Annotated in this window: 17 protein-coding genes and 1 other RNA gene; 9 read left to right on the forward strand and 9 right to left on the reverse strand. The window is 50.9% G+C overall.

Annotated features, from left to right (window positions below; genetic code table 11):
• Window positions 1-70 precede the first annotated feature (70 nt).
• The 3 genes from ACS0RQ_RS05845 to smpB form a co-directional block, all read right to left on the reverse strand.
• Window positions 71-1,312: an integrase gene (locus ACS0RQ_RS05845; RefSeq protein ID WP_038416539.1), complete on the reverse strand. Its 1,242-nt coding sequence runs from the start codon at window positions 1,310-1,312 to the stop codon at window positions 71-73.
• 202 nt (window positions 1,313-1,514) lie between these two features.
• Window positions 1,515-1,877: a transfer-messenger RNA gene (ssrA, locus tag ACS0RQ_RS05850) on the reverse strand.
• A gap of 294 nt (window positions 1,878-2,171) precedes the next feature.
• The gene (smpB, locus tag ACS0RQ_RS05855; protein WP_039077570.1) at window positions 2,172-2,654 is read right to left on the reverse strand and encodes an SsrA-binding protein SmpB; all 483 of its coding nucleotides are present in this window, start codon (window positions 2,652-2,654) and stop codon (window positions 2,172-2,174) included.
• 157 nt (window positions 2,655-2,811) lie between these two features.
• Between smpB and ACS0RQ_RS05860 the strand changes: the two genes are divergently transcribed.
• Both ACS0RQ_RS05860 and ACS0RQ_RS05865 read left to right on the forward strand, forming a co-directional pair.
• Window positions 2,812-3,249, forward strand: a complete 438-nt coding sequence (locus ACS0RQ_RS05860; RefSeq protein WP_197718602.1) for a type II toxin-antitoxin system RatA family toxin — start codon at window positions 2,812-2,814, stop codon at window positions 3,247-3,249.
• Complete coding sequence (locus ACS0RQ_RS05865; protein ID WP_271851848.1) at window positions 3,239-3,529, forward strand: RnfH family protein; 291 nt, start codon at window positions 3,239-3,241, stop codon at window positions 3,527-3,529. Before ACS0RQ_RS05860 ends, ACS0RQ_RS05865 begins: the two co-directional genes overlap by 11 nt.
• 10 nt (window positions 3,530-3,539) lie before the next feature.
• Here ACS0RQ_RS05865 and ACS0RQ_RS05870 read toward each other — a convergent pair whose 3' ends face one another.
• The 4 genes from ACS0RQ_RS05870 to nadK all read right to left on the reverse strand — a co-directional run bounded on the left by ACS0RQ_RS05870 (window position 3,540) and on the right by nadK (window position 7,229).
• Window positions 3,540-4,055, reverse strand: a complete 516-nt coding sequence (locus ACS0RQ_RS05870) for a ClbS/DfsB family four-helix bundle protein (protein WP_334634637.1) — start codon at window positions 4,053-4,055, stop codon at window positions 3,540-3,542.
• A gap of 57 nt (window positions 4,056-4,112) precedes the next feature.
• Window positions 4,113-4,454 (reverse strand): outer membrane protein assembly factor BamE, encoded by a 342-nt coding sequence (bamE, locus tag ACS0RQ_RS05875; RefSeq protein WP_039077567.1) that lies wholly within the window; start codon window positions 4,452-4,454, stop codon window positions 4,113-4,115.
• A gap of 148 nt (window positions 4,455-4,602) precedes the next feature.
• Complete coding sequence (recN, locus tag ACS0RQ_RS05880; protein ID WP_271851847.1) at window positions 4,603-6,264, reverse strand: DNA repair protein RecN; 1,662 nt, start codon at window positions 6,262-6,264, stop codon at window positions 4,603-4,605.
• Window positions 6,265-6,350: 86 nt separating this feature from the next.
• The gene (gene nadK / locus ACS0RQ_RS05885; RefSeq protein WP_039077565.1) at window positions 6,351-7,229 is read right to left on the reverse strand and encodes an NAD(+) kinase; all 879 of its coding nucleotides are present in this window, start codon (window positions 7,227-7,229) and stop codon (window positions 6,351-6,353) included.
• Between the two features lie 122 nt (window positions 7,230-7,351).
• On the opposite strand from nadK, the gene grpE reads away from it, so the two are divergent.
• Window positions 7,352-7,945, forward strand: coding sequence for a nucleotide exchange factor GrpE (gene grpE, locus ACS0RQ_RS05890; protein ID WP_039077564.1), 594 nt, complete (start codon window positions 7,352-7,354; stop codon window positions 7,943-7,945).
• A gap of 48 nt (window positions 7,946-7,993) precedes the next feature.
• Here the strand turns inward: grpE and ACS0RQ_RS05895 are convergent, their stop codons facing one another.
• Window positions 7,994-9,280 (reverse strand): HlyC/CorC family transporter, encoded by a 1,287-nt coding sequence (locus ACS0RQ_RS05895; protein WP_271851855.1) that lies wholly within the window; start codon window positions 9,278-9,280, stop codon window positions 7,994-7,996.
• A gap of 13 nt (window positions 9,281-9,293) precedes the next feature.
• Window positions 9,294-10,082, reverse strand: a complete 789-nt coding sequence (locus ACS0RQ_RS05900) for a cytochrome C assembly family protein (RefSeq protein WP_296414770.1) — start codon at window positions 10,080-10,082, stop codon at window positions 9,294-9,296.
• A 168-nt stretch (window positions 10,083-10,250) separates the two neighbouring features.
• Between ACS0RQ_RS05900 and ffh the strand changes: the two genes are divergently transcribed.
• The 6 genes from ffh to aroF all read left to right on the forward strand — a co-directional run bounded on the left by ffh (window position 10,251) and on the right by aroF (window position 15,385).
• A complete protein-coding gene (gene ffh, locus ACS0RQ_RS05905) occupies window positions 10,251-11,612 on the forward strand; it encodes a signal recognition particle protein (RefSeq protein WP_039077561.1) in 1,362 nt (453 codons plus the stop codon).
• A gap of 254 nt (window positions 11,613-11,866) precedes the next feature.
• Window positions 11,867-12,115 carry a 30S ribosomal protein S16 gene (gene rpsP / locus ACS0RQ_RS05910; RefSeq protein ID WP_039077560.1) on the forward strand — a complete coding sequence of 83 codons (249 nt, stop codon included), beginning with the start codon at window positions 11,867-11,869 and terminating at the stop codon, window positions 12,113-12,115.
• Window positions 12,116-12,133: 18 nt separating this feature from the next.
• Window positions 12,134-12,682 (forward strand): ribosome maturation factor RimM, encoded by a 549-nt coding sequence (gene rimM, locus ACS0RQ_RS05915; protein WP_047369183.1) that lies wholly within the window; start codon window positions 12,134-12,136, stop codon window positions 12,680-12,682.
• Between the two features lie 30 nt (window positions 12,683-12,712).
• Entirely contained in the window at window positions 12,713-13,450 is a 738-nt protein-coding gene (gene trmD / locus ACS0RQ_RS05920) for a tRNA (guanosine(37)-N1)-methyltransferase TrmD (protein ID WP_039077558.1), read from the forward strand.
• Between the two features lie 69 nt (window positions 13,451-13,519).
• A complete protein-coding gene (gene rplS / locus ACS0RQ_RS05925; RefSeq protein ID WP_006178051.1) occupies window positions 13,520-13,867 on the forward strand; it encodes a 50S ribosomal protein L19 in 348 nt (115 codons plus the stop codon).
• 447 nt (window positions 13,868-14,314) lie between these two features.
• Complete coding sequence (aroF, locus tag ACS0RQ_RS05930) at window positions 14,315-15,385, forward strand: 3-deoxy-7-phosphoheptulonate synthase AroF (protein ID WP_271851839.1); 1,071 nt, start codon at window positions 14,315-14,317, stop codon at window positions 15,383-15,385.
• Window position 15,386: the final 1 nt, after the last annotated feature.

A 15,386-nucleotide genomic window follows, 5' to 3' on the forward strand; every position in this document is an offset into this window, starting at 1 on the left:
AGCCATCTTAAATGACTCTGAGGTGTCTGTTAAACCCGTGGCGATTCATTGTGTGGATTAAGAATTGGTCTTATCCAGTGAGCTTTAATGTTGTTAATTCAACGTCAGTGAGTCTGCCACTATCTGCCTTTTTCACAAAGTAAGCCCACCACTGCATCATCGGACGACGTTGCTCAAGGTAATCACTGCGGTTGTAAGCGCGACGTACCTCATTTTTGTCTACATGAGCCAGTGCTGCTTCAATGACATCAGGCGGGAATCCTTCCTCATTGAGTGCCGTACTAGCGATAGAGCGTAAACCGTGTGATACGAGTACGCCTCCTAAGCCAGCACGCTTAAGTGCGGCATTAACTGTTTGGCTGTTCATTGGCTGGGTTGGTTTGATGCGACTGGGAAAGATAAACTCTCGGCCACCACTGAGTGACTTCATCATTTCCAGAATAGAAAGAGCCTCATCCGATAGTGGAACCGTATGGTCTCGGTTCATCTTCATACGAGCTGCTGGAATTTTCCATTCTTTAGCACTGAAATCGATCTCATCCCATCGTGCCTCAGCGGCTTCGGCAGGGCGGGTAATGGTGAGAAGCTGCCACATGAACAAGCACCGCGTTGACATACTGATACTTGCCGTACGCATTGTTTGCATTAACTGTGGAAGCTGATCCGGACGGATACTCGGCATGTTTTTCTTTTGCGGTTTCTCGAACGCTTTTCCGATATTTACACTGGGAACTGCATCAATCAGGCCTGTGTTCTGCGCATAAATCATGACTTCGTTAATACGCTGACAAAGGCGGCGAACAGTCTCTAATGCACCTCTGGCCTGAACCGGCTGTACTGCTTTAACCAGAGTATGAGCCTTAATCTCAGTGACACTAATATCACCGATTGCCGGGAAAACATCTCTCTCAAGCGAGCGCCAGATATCGTCGGCATAGTCCTCTGTTACGCTGGCTTTCTTCACATTCCACCAACGCTCGGCAACTAACAAGAAGGTGTTGGTTTTGGCCTCTTGAGAATTCCTCACCTGTTCTTTCTGATGTTCCTGAGGATCAATATCTTTTGCCAATAAAACTCGAGATTCGGCTCTGAGTTTACGCGCATCAGAAAGTGAGACGGCAGGGTAGGCACCGAAGCTCTGCTTGGTTCGCTGCTTGGTCAGAGGTCGGTAGTAACGGAACTGCCAGAGCTTACTACCGCTGGACTTGATTAACAGAGTAAGCCCGTCACCATCATACAGCTGGTAATCGGCATCTTTAGGTTTGGCGGCTTTGATTTCCGTATCGGTTAACGGCTTGGTTTTTCTTGCCATGGGAGTCTCCATGCATTTAGGCCCAACGAAAACAATAGAGCTTTTCGTTGGGCCTATCAATGGGCCTAAAAGGTTCGGATTTAATAAGTTTTCTTCGGACTTCGCAGGACAAATTGAGGGCACAAAAAAGCCCGCAGGGCTTGCGCCGTGCGGGCTCTTAGGACTTCATCGGATGACTCTGGTAATCACCGACGGAGAATTTTGGTGGAGCTGGCGGGAGTTGAACCCGCGTCCGAAATTCCTACATCCTCGGTACTACATGCTTAGTCAGTCTTTACATTCGCCTGGCACCTGCGGACAGACACGCCACTACCAGACTAGCCTGATTAGTTTTAACGCTTCAACCCCAGGCAGGGCCTCCACGCGATCTCTTTTGGGTTTGACCTCTCTTTGATCCCCGTCTTAAGAGCGGAAGCTAGGGAGAGAGGGCTCAGAGCAGGTTATTAAGCTGCTAAAGCGTAGTTTTCGTCGTTTGCGACTATTTTTTGCGGCTTTTTACGAGGCAAACCGCCCCTCGGCATGCACCTTGGGTTTCGCAAATCCCGTCGAATCCAGAATCAGCCCCAAAAGTGTTGCGCTGAGTATAACAGATTTATGACGCAGCACACCAGTCCATATCGCTGTAATGCTTTTGCCAGAGCTGTCTGGCGAGAATATGAACAATAGCCACTGATGCCGTTACGAATAAAGATGATTAAGTTCAGAGGGAAAATTCAGAGAAGCGATATGGGAAGAGAAGGGCATGACATACGAGAAATCTTGATGTTCAAACATTTCTCTACACCCGAAGTGAGCGAGGCTCTGCGGGAAAGATGTGTTGCCCGGACACTCCCGCTGCGGAAGCATCCGGTTGGCGTCATTAGCGGCCTGCGTTTTTCATAATGCGGGCTTTATCCAGTTGCCATTCACGCTCTTTAAGATCGGAACGTTTATCGTGCTGTTTCTTGCCTTTCGCAACGCCGATTTTGACTTTACACCAGGCATTTTTCCAGTACAGCGAAAGCGCGACAACGGTATAACCTTCGCGGTTTACGCGACCATAGAGGCTGTCCAGTTCACGTTGGTTGAGCAGCAACTTACGCGTACGGGTTGGATCGCAAACATAGTGGCTCGAAGCCACCGCCAGCGGAGTGAAGTTGGCACCGAACAGGTATGCTTCGCCATCTTTCAGAATCACATAGCTGTCGCCGATGTTGGCTTTGCCCGCTCGCAGGGATTTGACTTCCCAGCCCTGCAGAGACAGACCCGCCTCAAACTCTTCTTCGATAAAATATTCATGGCGGGCGCGCTTATTCATCGCGATGGTGGCGGAACCGGGTTTGTGTACTTTTTTCTTCGTCATAAGTGTCGTGAAGCCATTGGTAATCTGATATCCAAAAAGACCTCATTGCATCCTGTGAGGTTCAACGCGTTATCTTAGCACGAGTTCCGGCGTAGCGTTTTCCTTTCATGTATGGGAAATGTTATTATTTGATGATTGTGTGATCGCAGGAAATGCTATGCCTCAGATTAGTCGCTCTGCGCTGGTGCCTTACAGCGCGGAACAAATGTATGAATTGGTTAACGATGTGAAATCTTACCCGCAGTTTCTGCCTGGGTGCACCGGAAGCCGCGTGTTGGAGTCCGGCCCTACGCAGATGACGGCGGCAGTGGATGTCTCGAAAGCGGGAATCAGCAAGACTTTCACAACGCGAAATACCTTAACGGCAAACCAAACCATTTTGATGCACCTTGTCGATGGTCCATTCAAGAGGTTGATGGGGGGGTGGAAGTTTACTCCGCTATCAGCGGATGCGTGCCGCATCGAGTTTAACCTTGATTTTGAATTTACCAATAAGCTGATTGAGCTGGCGTTTGGTCGTATTTTCAAAGAGCTGGCCGCCAATATGGTAGATGCTTTTACCGTACGTGCCAAAGAGGTCTACAGTGCCGGGTAAGATTGTGGTGGAAGTGGCGTATGCGTTGCCGGAAAAGCAGTACCTGCAGCGGGTGAGCCTGGAAGAGGGGGCAACCATCGAACAGGCGATTGTTGCCTCTGGCCTGCTTGAGTTACGTACAGATATCGATCTCAACCGCAACAAAGTGGGCATTTATAGTCGCCCGGCGAAACTGCAAGATGTTGTTACTGATGGTGACCGTATCGAAATTTATCGCCCGTTGATTGCTGATCCGAAAGAATTGCGCAGGCAGCGTGCGGAGAGAGCGGCGAAGAAATAGGTCTGTTCAGTCAGGCTTCGGCGAGTGTTTTTAACAGGCTGTTCAGCCTGGCGCTGGCATTCTTATACGGTGAGGCGCTGTTGAATTGAATCATACGTCCTCGTGTCCATTTTCCGTACCAGAGTTGGTGGTATAACTCATCGTCACTAAAGCCATTCACCAGTGATACCAGTTGCTGTTGATTCTCTTCCAGCATGGCAAGCAGCGTTGGCCATGACGTAATATGCTGGTAATCAGCGTAGTATTTTTGTGCAAGCTTCCCCAGTTCATTCCATTTAAAGCCTTTTGCCGGGAAGTCTACTTCTTCGCCTGCGGCTTCCTGTTGGTGCCAGTAGAGAACTTGCTCTCCCCAGCCAATCAGATAACTGACAAGATTAGCAACACTCATGCGACTACCGGCCACGTGCCCTTCCAGGCATTGCTGATAAGCGATGTCCGTCGGAATGCGGATGAGTTTTTTGCGCAGGGCGCCTGCCGATTTTTCCATTGCTTCCAGTAAGGCAGTTTTGCTTTCTGGCACGGCCATCTTCTCTTCCCCTGAAATGAAAAATGGCGCCATTGGGCGCCATTTCTAATCCTGCGATTACTCTTTTGTCAGGGCGGGTTTGTTATCAATGTTGGTTAATACACCGCTGCTGTTAAAGGTAAGAGTCAGCGTCTGCTGGGTCACACCTTCGTGCCCTGGCTGCTGACGGAATACGTAGAACCAGGTACTGCTTCCGAACGGATCGGTCATCATCGGCGTACCCAATGCGTATGCAACCTGCTGTTGCGTCATCCCTACGCGGATTTTAGAAACGTCATTCGGAGTCAGGTAGTTCCCCTGATTGATATCAGGACGGTAAACCACTCGCTCCAGAGTGGAACAGCCTGCGGTCAACATCAGAAGAACCGCTGCGGCAGCAGTCAGCATTTTACAGCGCATAGTGATTTGATTCCTTTTCGGGCCCGAACAGTACGTGGCTCATTTGTAATGTGCCGATAATAATAGACCTTTAGCCAGTTTAAAACCTTTGCTACCTGGTCTGACGGCGAATTTATCGTGTACTGAGACCTTACTAATGGCAAAAAGTTTACGCAGCGAGTAGCTCTTTCGCATTTGCCAGTGTATTTCGGGTGACTTCACTACCGCCTAACAGCCGTGCCAGTTCCTGTAAACGTGCACGTTTATCTAAAGGCAGCATATGTGTTTCGGTCATTGCGCCATCGGTCTCTTTGCTAACAAAGAAGTGATGGTGCCCACAGCCCGCAACCTGAGGCAGGTGAGTCACGCACATCACCTGGGTAGATTCGCCTAACTGGCGGAGAAGTTTGCCAACAACCGCTGCAGTTGGACCACTGATCCCTACATCCACTTCGTCAAAAATCAGCGCCGGGGTTTCCATTTTCCGGGCGGTGATGACCTGAATGGCTAATGCGATACGTGATAACTCACCGCCGGAAGCGACTTTAGAAATAGCCTGTAAGGGCTGGCCGGGGTTCGTTGTAACGCGGAACTCAATACGGTCTGCGCCATCTGCCGTGAGCGTGTACTCATCAAAGCTAACATCGATATCAAATACCCCATGGGGCATCGAGAGCATATGCATGCTGTCTGTAATTAATTGTCCCAGTTCTTGCGCGTAGTGTACCCGCTGCGTATGAAGCTGACGGGCTGCGTCCAGTGCCAGTTGGTGGTGCTTCGCCACCGCAAGCTTCAGGGTTTCCTGGGAGTCAGCCTGGTCATCAAGCTGTTGCTGTTCTTCCAGCAATGCCTGATGAAATTGCGGCAGTGCTTCCGGACTGACATGGTGTTTGCGTGCCAGCGAAATCTGTTTTGAAATACGCTGCTCAAGCTCATACAAGCGGTTCGGATCGAGGTCCAGACGGTCACAGTAATGACGCAGTTCATCGCTGGCCTCGCTGACCTGAATTGCCGCTTCTTCGAGCATCGTGAGAACGCCGGACAGGCTGGCATCCATACCTGCCAGTTCGGTAACCATTTGGCGTGCGGTATATAGCTGGCTTTGCAGATTGGCATCTTCGCCGTCGGTCAGCAAATTCAGCGCATGCTGACTGGTACTAAGTAACTGACCGCTGTTGGCGAGGCGTTTGTACTCTTCATCGATCTGCTCAAATTCACCCGGCTGCGGGTTGAATTCGTTCAGTTCTTTCAATTGATAATGCAGTAGTTCGGCACGCGCGGTACGCTCCTGACTTTGCTGCTGATGCTGCGCCAGTTCGCGGCAGCTTGTATGCCACTGGCGGTAATGTTCTGCCATCTGTTGAGTAAGTGCATACTCACCTGCGTAGCCATCCAGCAACGCTTTTTGATGCTCAGATTTTACGAGCAACTGGTGCGCGTGTTGGCCGTGGATTTGAATCAGCAACTGCCCCAGTTCGCGCAATTGCGAAAGGGGAACTGCCGTGCCGTTGATAAAACCACGAGAGCGCCCGTCACTGCTGATAACGCGACGAAGTAAACACTCACGACCGTCTTCAAGCTGGTTTTCTTCCAGCCAGCGCTGTGCCGCAGGCGTATCTTTCAGGGCGAAACGCGCGCAAAGGTCAGCGCGTGCAGCACCCGCGCGCACCATGTCGGCATCGGCACGACCACCCAGGCAAAGCCCCAGCGCATCAATAGCGATGGATTTACCTGCGCCGGTCTCACCCGTGATAGCCGTCATTCCGCTATGGAAGTCGATCTCGAGTTCACGAACAATCGCAAAGTTGCTGATAGTCAGTTGTGCCAACATGGTTGCTTTCCTGTATGAATAACCATAACTGTGTTTAAATACAGTATAAACTGGTTTTATATACAGTAAAGCCCTGGGGCACGTTTTCAGAACAATTTTTTTGACCAGCCGAGTTTCGAGCTTAATGTATTGAAATAACTGTAGTCTTTAGGGTGTATAAGATTGAGATGGTAGTCGCAGCGTCGAATCAATACATCTTCGCCTTCCTGGATAGGCAGTGCGATTTGGCTGTCGCAACTTACTTCCAGATCGCTGCGACGGTGTGAGAAACGCAGGCGAATGGTGCTGCTGCTGTTAATGACCAGCGGGCGTGCTGAGAGCGTATGCGGGAACATGGGCACCAAAGTGATGGCATCCAATGACGGGGTCAGGATTGGGCCGCCCGCCGAAAGCGAGTAGGCTGTCGAACCTGTCGGCGTGGAGATGATCAGGCCATCTGAACGTTGGGAGAAGGCAAAAACCTCGTCAATATAAACTTCGAACTCAATCATATGGGCAACTTTACCCGGATGGAGAACGACTTCATTGATGGCAGTGCTGATGCGCTTCTGGCAGTCCTGCTGGCAGACTTGTACTTCCAGCAAAAAGCGCTTTTCCGCAATATAATAACCTTCCAGAACGTCAGCCAACTGCTGCTGTGCGTTGTCGGGGTCAAGGTCTGTCAGAAAGCCCAGATTGCCACGGTTGATGCCAATGACTTTAATATCGTAGCGCGCCAGCGTGCGTGCGGCGCCAAGCATATTACCGTCACCGCCGACGACAACCGCCAGATCCGCCTGCTGACCAATTTCGGCCAGCGTACCGGTACGCACGTTTTTTAGCTGTAACTCTTGTGCAATCTGCTGCTCGACAATGACGTCATACCCTTTTGTACACAGCCAGCGATAGAGCATTTCATGTGTGGTCAGCGCGGTGGGGTGGCGTGGATGACCGACAATACCAATACACTTGAAATGATGAGCCATTTTCTGGTGGTCCTTGTGCCAAATGAATGATGACAATCTGTCGCGTTCCCTTGAAACCCGGAAACTGATCCCCATAATAAGCGAAGTTAGCGAGATGAATGCGAAAAAACGCGGAGAAATTCATGAGTAGTAAAGAACAGAAAACGCCTGACGGGCAAGCCCCGGAAGAAATTATCATGGATCAGCACGAAGATATTGAGGCGGTTGAACCAGACGCTTCTGCTGAGCAGGTGGATCCGCGCGATGAGAAGATTGCCAACCTCGAAGCGCAACTGATTGAAGCGCAGAACCGTGAGCGTGACGGTATTCTGCGTGTGAAAGCAGAAATGGAAAACCTGCGTCGTCGTACCGAGCTGGACGTTGAAAAGGCGCATAAATTTGCGCTGGAAAAATTCATCAACGAACTGCTGCCGGTAATTGATAGCCTGGATCGCGCACTGGAAGTTGCGGACAAGAACAATGCCGACATGTCCTCCATGGTCGAAGGTATTGAACTGACGCTGAAATCTATGCTGGATGTGGTGAAAAAATTCGGCGTGGAAGTTGTGGCCGATACCAACGTTCCGCTGGATCCGAATGTGCATCAGGCTATCGCGATGGTGGAGTCAGAAGAGGTGGCGCCGGGCAACGTGCTGGGCGTGATGCAAAAAGGCTTTACCCTCAATGGCCGTACGATTCGTGCCGCGATGGTGACGGTGGCAAAAGCGAAGGGTTAATTTTCCCCTCACGTTAACCCTCTCCCTGCCGGGAGAGGGTTATAAGCATTATTCCGCCACGCTATCGCGAAGGGATTTGACCGGAATAACCCGCACCTGCTTAATCATATTGTCCTGCACATCGAGAATATCGATATCATAGTGTTCAATGCGCACACGGGTGCCAGCGGCCGGGATCTCTTCCAGGGCTTCAAGTAACATTCCGTTAATTGTCCGGGCCTCTGCTTCCGGTAACTGCCAGTTAAATGCTTTATTCAACTCACGTACGTTGGCGCTGCCATCAATGATCACAGACCCGTCATTCTGCGGTGTTACTTCTTCGGCAAGCGACGGCGACATCGATGTCGTAAAGTCCCCAACAATCTCTTCAAGAATATCTTCAACCGTAATCAGCCCCTGAATATCGCCGTATTCGTCCACGACCAGGCCGACTTTCTTTTTATTGCGTTGGAATTTCACCAGTTGAATGCTGAGCGGCGTACCTTCCGGCACATAATAAATCTCATCAGCGGCGCGCAGCATGACCTCTTTGGTGAACTCTTTTTTCTCCGTCATCAGGCGGTAGGCTTCGCGCACGCGAAGCATGCTGATGGTATCGTCAAGCGAATCCCGGTAGAGCACGATACGGCCATGAGGCGAATGGGTAAGCTGGCGCACGATCGACTTCCAGTCGTCGTTGATATCAATACCGACGATTTCGCTACGCGGCACCATGATGTCATTGACGCTTACTTTTTCCAGATCCAGTATCGACAACAGCATGTCCTGGTTGCGTCGGGATATCTGGGAGCGGGATTCGTTCACGATCGTACGCAACTCCTCCTTACTGAGGGCCCCGCTGATAACGACATCAGCTTTGATGCCCACCATCCTCATCAGAACCCGCGTAACACCATTAAGCAGCCAGACCAACGGCATCATAATGATTTGCAGTGGTACTAACAGAACGCTACTGGGAAAAGCGACTTTTTCGGGATAAAGAGCGGCGATGGTTTTTGGCAGGACTTCGGCAAATACCAGCACGACAAAGGTCAGCACACCGGTTGCAATTGCCACGCCAGCGTTGCCGTATAAACGCATACCAACAATAGTCCCCAGCGCAGAGGCGAGGATGTTGACGAGGTTATTGCCAATCAATACCAGGCTGATGAGTCGGTCAGGTTTACGCAGCAGTTTTTCGACGCGCTTAGCGCTTCGATGGCCCTGCTTTGCCAGATGACGCAGGCGATAACGGTTAACGGTCATCATACCGGTTTCAGAACCGGAGAAGTACGCCGAAATCACCACCATGATGATCAGGGTGACGATCAGCGTCGTGGTGGAAATGTGTTCCAGGGGGAACTCCTTATTAACTTAGGAAATGCTGCAGAACGCGGCTACCGAAATAGGCCAGCGTTAAAATGCCCGCACCTGCGACGTTAAACCACACGACACGGCGCCCGCGCCACCCTTTATGGTAATGGCCCCACAGCAATACGATATAGACGAACCAGGCGATGATCGACAGGACAGCTTTGTCGATATTCTCCATGCTGAACAGGTTCTTGAGGAAGAAGAGACCTGTACAGAGCGTTAAAGTCAGCAGAACCACGCCAATCTGCGTGATATGAAACATTTTGCGCTCAATACTCATTAACGGCGGCATTTCGCTGCTGAATGCCAGTCGTTTATTCTTCAGTTGGTAGTCAATCCACGCCAGTTGTAGTGCATACATCGCCGCGATAATCAGCGTGGCATACGAGAAGAGTGAAAGCCCAATATGAATCATCATACCAGGCGTGGTTTCGAGATGCGTGATGTACTCGTTCGGCACAAAAATAGCGAAGGCGAGGTTGATCAGCGCAAAGGTATAGACGATGGGCAACAGCAGCCAGCCACGGTTTTTCGACGCCACAATGGTCATGACCGTACAGATCATCAAACTGACCAGCGAACCGACGTTTAATAAACTTAGGTTTTGCCCACCATCGTCCGGGAAAATCCGCTCTTTAAGCGCGAAGCCATGAAACATCAGCGCGACAACCGCTGATAAAATCGCCATGCGGCGCCAGCCGCTGTTTTTCTGCAGCAAACCGGGAACGATCAGTGCGAGACTGATGGAATAGGCGGCAAGAGAAATTAAGGCGAACACGGGCATAGTGACGTCGACAGTTGACCTAAGAAGAAAGAGAAGCAGTATAACGTTACGTGACTCTGGCTCCAACCGTTGCATCACATACATCACGAATGTCTTCATGTTATACTGACGCAAATTTCTGTTATGCGTCGCCCTGGCGGCCCATCGTTTTACCTCAGGCGAGAGACAATGTTTGATAATTTAACCGATCGTTTGTCGCGCACCCTGCGCAATATCAGTGGTCGTGGACGCCTCACTGAAGACAACATTAAAGACACGCTACGCGAAGTGCGTATGGCGCTGCTGGAAGCGGACGTCGCCTTGCCGGTCGTGCGTGATTTCATCAACCGCGTAAAAGAAAAAGCGGTTGGTCATGAAGTGAATAAGAGCCTGACCCCGGGTCAGGAGTTCGTCAAAATCGTGCGCAACGAACTGGTTGCGGCGATGGGCGAAGAGAACCAGAGCCTTAACCTGGCCGCTCAGCCGCCAGCCGTTGTATTGATGGCGGGTCTGCAAGGTGCAGGTAAAACTACCAGCGTAGGTAAACTGGGTAAGTTCCTGCGTGAAAAACACAAGAAGAAGGTAATGGTGGTTTCCGCGGACGTTTATCGCCCGGCGGCGATCAAACAGCTGGAAACCCTTGCGCAGCAGGTGGAAGTCGACTTCTTCCCTTCTGATGTCGCGCAAAAGCCGGTAGATATCGTTAATGCGGCGCTGAAAGAAGCGAAGCTTAAGTTCTACGACGTGCTGCTGGTGGATACCGCCGGTCGTCTGCACGTTGACGAAGCGATGATGGATGAAATCAAACAGGTTCATGCCGCGATTAACCCGGTAGAAACCCTGTTTGTTGTTGATGCGATGACCGGTCAGGATGCGGCGAATACCGCGAAAGCGTTTAACGAAGCGCTACCGCTGACGGGTGTTGTATTGACCAAAGTGGACGGTGACGCCCGTGGCGGTGCGGCGCTCTCCATTCGCAATATCACTGGCAAACCGATTAAGTTCCTCGGTGTCGGCGAGAAAACCGAAGCACTGGAGCCGTTCCATCCGGACCGTATTGCTTCGCGTATCCTCGGCATGGGTGACGTCCTGTCGCTGATTGAAGATATCGAAAGCAAGGTCGACCGCGCTCAGGCTGAGAAACTGGCGTCCAAACTGAAAAAAGGCGACGGTTTCGATCTGACCGACTTCCTGGAACAACTGCGTCAGATGAAAAACATGGGCGGTATGGCGAGCCTGATGGGCAAGTTGCCGGGCATGGGGCAGATTCCGGACAACGTTAAAGCGCAAATGGATGACAAAGTCCTGGTGCGTATGGAAGCGATCATCAACTCAATGACCTTTAAAGAGCGTGCGAATCCTGAAATCATCAAAGGCTCTCGTAAGCGCCGTATTGCTGCAGGCTGCGGGATGCAGGTGCAGGATGTTAACCGCCTTCTGAAACAGTTCGACGACATGCAGCGCATGATGAAGAAAATGAAGAAGGGCGGTATGGCGAAGATGATGAGAAGTATGAAGGGGATGATGCCGCCGGGGTTCCCTGGCCGCTAAGACTAAATCGGCCTGGCTTATTGGCCATTTTGGTGCCGGGGTGTGCTCGCCATCCTCACGTACTGCGTGTACGTTCCGGTGGCTGCGCGCACGCAGCACCAAACTGACTGCAACGCCGACGGCCTTGATATCACAGTTTCTAAACTGTTGATTGCAATTTCCCCAGAAATCAGTAAAATTTTCGGGCTTTTAATATGACACCGGGCTCCGTTCCTCGATGGGGCCCGGTTGTTTTATTCACACAAGAGGATGTTATGGTAACTATTCGTTTAGCACGTCACGGCGCTAAAAAGCGTCCGTTCTACCAGGTTGTTGTCACCGACAGCCGTAATGCACGCAACGGTCGCTTCATTGAGCGCGTTGGCTTCTTCAACCCGATCGCGTCCGAGAAAGAAGAAGGCACCCGCCTGGATCTGGATCGTATCGCTCACTGGGTTGGCCAGGGCGCTACCGTTTCTGATCGCGTAGCTACGCTGATCAAAGAAGTAAACAAAGCAGCTTAATCTGTCACGGTGGTCATGATGAGCAAGCAACACGCCGCGCAGAGCCCTGTTAATCCTATCGTTCTGGGTAAACTGGGATCTTCCTACGGTATCCGTGGTTGGCTCAGAGTGTTTTCTTCCACCGAAGACGCCGAAAGCATTTTTGACTATCAGCCCTGGTTTATTGAACGGGCGGGTCAGTGGCAGAGCATTGAGCTGGAAAGCTGGCGCTACCACAATCAGGACATCGTCATCAAACTGAAAGGTGTTGATGACAGAGATGCCGCGAATCTGCTGACCAATTGCGAAATTGTCGTAGATTCATCGCAGTTGCCGGAACTGGAAGAGGGTGACTACTACTGGAAAGACCTGATGGGCTGCCAGGTAGTGACCACCGAAGGTTATAGCCTCGGTAAAGTCATCGATATGATGGAAACCGGGTCAAATGACGTTCTCGTCATCAAGGCAAACCTGAAAGATGCATTTGGTATCAAGGAGCGGTTGGTTCCGTTCCTCGATGGGCAGGTTATCAAGAAAGTCGATCTCGCTACTCAAACCATTGAAGTAGATTGGGATCCTGGTTTTTAAACCTCCGGATATACGGTAAAAGACGGCGCTATGTGGATTGGCATAATTAGCCTGTTTCCTGAAATGTTCCGCGCGATTACCGACTACGGGGTAACTGGCCGGGCAGTTAAAAATGGCCTGCTGAGCATCCAGAGCTGGAGTCCACGTGACTTTGCTCATGACCGGCACCGTACCGTGGACGATCGTCCTTACGGCGGCGGACCGGGGATGCTAATGATGGTGCAACCTTTGCGGGATGCCATTCATGCAGCAAAAGATGCGGCCGGTGAAGGCGCAAAAGTGATTTATCTGTCACCTCAGGGGCGTAAGCTTGATCAAGCGGGCGTCAGCGAACTGGCAACGAATCAGAAACTGATTCTGGTGTGCGGGCGCTACGAAGGGATAGATGAGCGCGTAATCCAAACCGAGATTGACGAAGAATGGTCTATCGGCGATTACGTTCTCAGTGGTGGTGAGTTACCAGCCATGACGCTGATTGATTCGGTCTCCCGGTTTATTCCGGGTGTTCTGGGACATGAAGCTTCGGCAACGGAAGATTCCTTTGCTGATGGATTACTGGACTGCCCACACTATACTCGACCTGAGCTGTTAGAAGGGATGGAAGTACCGCCAGTGTTACTGTCGGGAAATCATGCCGAGATACGTCGCTGGCGTTTGAAACAGTCGCTGGGCCGCACCTGGCTTAGAAGACCTGAACTTCTGGAAAACCTGGCTCTGACTGAAGAGCAAGCAAGGTTGCTGGCGGAGTTCAAAAAAGAACACGCATAACAGCAACATAAACATGATGGGACGGCGTAAGCCCCCAATATCAGTTTACCCAGGATAAGAGATTAAATTATGAGCAACATTATTAAGCAAATTGAACAAGAACAGATGAAGCAGGACGTACCTTCCTTCCGTCCGGGTGATACCGTGGAAGTGAAAGTATGGGTTGTTGAAGGTTCCAAAAAACGTCTGCAGGCATTCGAGGGCGTGGTTATCGCTATTCGTAACCGCGGTCTGCACTCTGCATTCACTGTTCGTAAAATTTCCAACGGCGAAGGCGTTGAGCGTGTCTTCCAGACCCACTCTCCGGTAGTTGATAGCATTGCTGTTAAACGTCGTGGTGCTGTACGTAAAGCTAAACTGTACTACCTGCGTGAGCGCACTGGTAAGTCTGCTCGTATCAAAGAGCGTCTTAACTAAGATTCGCTTTCGCGACATCCTGTTAGAAAGGGCTGGCCTGTGGGTTGGCCCTTTTTTTATGGTTTAAAAAAGGATATGAAATTGCATTTATCCGTATGACCCGCAGTGGTAATGCTTATCCAAAGTCCCAACCCCAGCATCATGTTCTTGCTCCCCAGTCCAGACAATTGCTTCGTCGTCGAACACCGGCCTAACGTCCATACAATGGATGCTTATGGCTTGCCCTGCATGGTACTTTTGCGCAAGCCTTCATATGCGGTCTTACAGGCTTCTGGAAAATTGCGTGTATTAAATTGTTTACATTTTATTGCCATGTGATGAGGATAAAAATTGATGTGTAAAGATAAATGTACGTATTTTGGATTGAATTCTTTACTGATTGTGATATCGTGTCACCTCCTCACTGAGGAATAACTATCGCAAACGAGCCATACAGGATCACCAATCATGCAAAAAGACGCGCTGAATAACGTACACATTACCGACGAACAAGTTCTGATTACTCCGGATCAACTGAAAGCCGCTTTCCCGCTGAGTATTGCTCAGGAAGCGCAGATCGCGCAGTCCCGCCAGACGATTTCCAACATCATCGCCGGAGAAGATCCGCGTTTGTTAGTCGTTTGCGGCCCCTGCTCAATTCATGATCCAGAAACCGCACTTGAATATGCTCGTCGATTTAAAGCACTAGCCGCAGAGGTCAGCGATAGCCTCTATCTGGTGATGCGCGTCTATTTTGAAAAACCCCGTACCACCGTCGGCTGGAAAGGGTTGATTAACGATCCCCACATGGATGGTTCGTTTGATGTTGAAGCCGGGCTGAAAATTGCTCGCCAGTTATTGGTGGAACTGGTCAACATGGGGCTGCCGCTGGCAACCGAAGCGCTCGACCCGAATAGCCCGCAGTACCTGGGCGACCTGTTTAGCTGGTCCGCCATTGGTGCACGCACCACGGAATCACAAACCCACCGTGAAATGGCTTCCGGTTTATCAATGCCAGTGGGCTTCAAAAACGGTACTGACGGCAGCCTGGCAACAGCGATTAACGCGATGCGCGCTGCAGCAATGCCGCACCGTTTCGTCGGTATTAACCAGGCCGGCCAGGTCTGCCTGTTGCAAACGCAAGGCAACCCTGATGGTCACGTGATTCTGCGCGGTGGTAAAGCGCCAAACTACAGCCCTGCGGATGTTGCTCAGTGTGAAAAAGAGATGGAGCAGGCGGGACTCAAGCCAGCACTGATGGTAGATTGCAGCCATGGCAATTCGAATAAAGATTATCGCCGCCAGCCAGCAGTGGCTGAATCGGTTGTTGCGCAGATCAAAGACGGAAACCGTTCAATTATTGGCTTGATGATTGAAAGTAATATCCACGAAGGCAATCAATCATCCGAGCAGCCGCGTAATGAAATGAAATACGGTGTATCCGTCACCGATGCTTGTATTAGCTGGGAAACCACTGAGGTGTTGCTTCGTGAAATCGGCAATGACTTGCGCAGTAGCCTTGCGGCACGTCTGGCTTAAG

Source organism: Phytobacter diazotrophicus (assembly GCF_052061655.1).
GTDB classification, from domain to species: Bacteria; Pseudomonadota; Gammaproteobacteria; order Enterobacterales; family Enterobacteriaceae; genus Phytobacter; species Phytobacter diazotrophicus.

Excerpts from the sequence above, each read along its gene's own strand:
- rplS (WP_006178051.1), top strand. The coding sequence starts at position 13,520 with ATGAGCAACATTATTAAGCAAATTGAACAAGAACAGATGAAGCAGGAC.
- trmD (WP_039077558.1), top strand. The coding sequence starts at position 12,713 with ATGTGGATTGGCATAATTAGCCTGTTTCCTGAAATGTTCCGCGCGATT.
- nadK (WP_039077565.1), bottom strand. The coding sequence starts at position 7,229 with ATGGCTCATCATTTCAAGTGTATTGGTATTGTCGGTCATCCACGCCAC.
- bamE (WP_039077567.1), bottom strand. The coding sequence starts at position 4,454 with ATGCGCTGTAAAATGCTGACTGCTGCCGCAGCGGTTCTTCTGATGTTG.
- rpsP (WP_039077560.1), top strand. The coding sequence starts at position 11,867 with ATGGTAACTATTCGTTTAGCACGTCACGGCGCTAAAAAGCGTCCGTTC.
- ffh (WP_039077561.1), top strand. The coding sequence starts at position 10,251 with ATGTTTGATAATTTAACCGATCGTTTGTCGCGCACCCTGCGCAATATC.
- ACS0RQ_RS05845 (WP_038416539.1), bottom strand. The coding sequence starts at position 1,312 with ATGGCAAGAAAAACCAAGCCGTTAACCGATACGGAAATCAAAGCCGCC.
- recN (WP_271851847.1), bottom strand. The coding sequence starts at position 6,264 with ATGTTGGCACAACTGACTATCAGCAACTTTGCGATTGTTCGTGAACTC.
- rimM (WP_047369183.1), top strand. The coding sequence starts at position 12,134 with ATGAGCAAGCAACACGCCGCGCAGAGCCCTGTTAATCCTATCGTTCTG.
- ACS0RQ_RS05870 (WP_334634637.1), bottom strand. The coding sequence starts at position 4,055 with ATGGCCGTGCCAGAAAGCAAAACTGCCTTACTGGAAGCAATGGAAAAA.
- ACS0RQ_RS05900 (WP_296414770.1), bottom strand. The coding sequence starts at position 10,082 with ATGCCCGTGTTCGCCTTAATTTCTCTTGCCGCCTATTCCATCAGTCTC.
- smpB (WP_039077570.1), bottom strand. The coding sequence starts at position 2,654 with ATGACGAAGAAAAAAGTACACAAACCCGGTTCCGCCACCATCGCGATG.
- aroF (WP_271851839.1), top strand. The coding sequence starts at position 14,315 with ATGCAAAAAGACGCGCTGAATAACGTACACATTACCGACGAACAAGTT.
- grpE (WP_039077564.1), top strand. The coding sequence starts at position 7,352 with ATGAGTAGTAAAGAACAGAAAACGCCTGACGGGCAAGCCCCGGAAGAA.
- ACS0RQ_RS05860 (WP_197718602.1), top strand. The coding sequence starts at position 2,812 with ATGCCTCAGATTAGTCGCTCTGCGCTGGTGCCTTACAGCGCGGAACAA.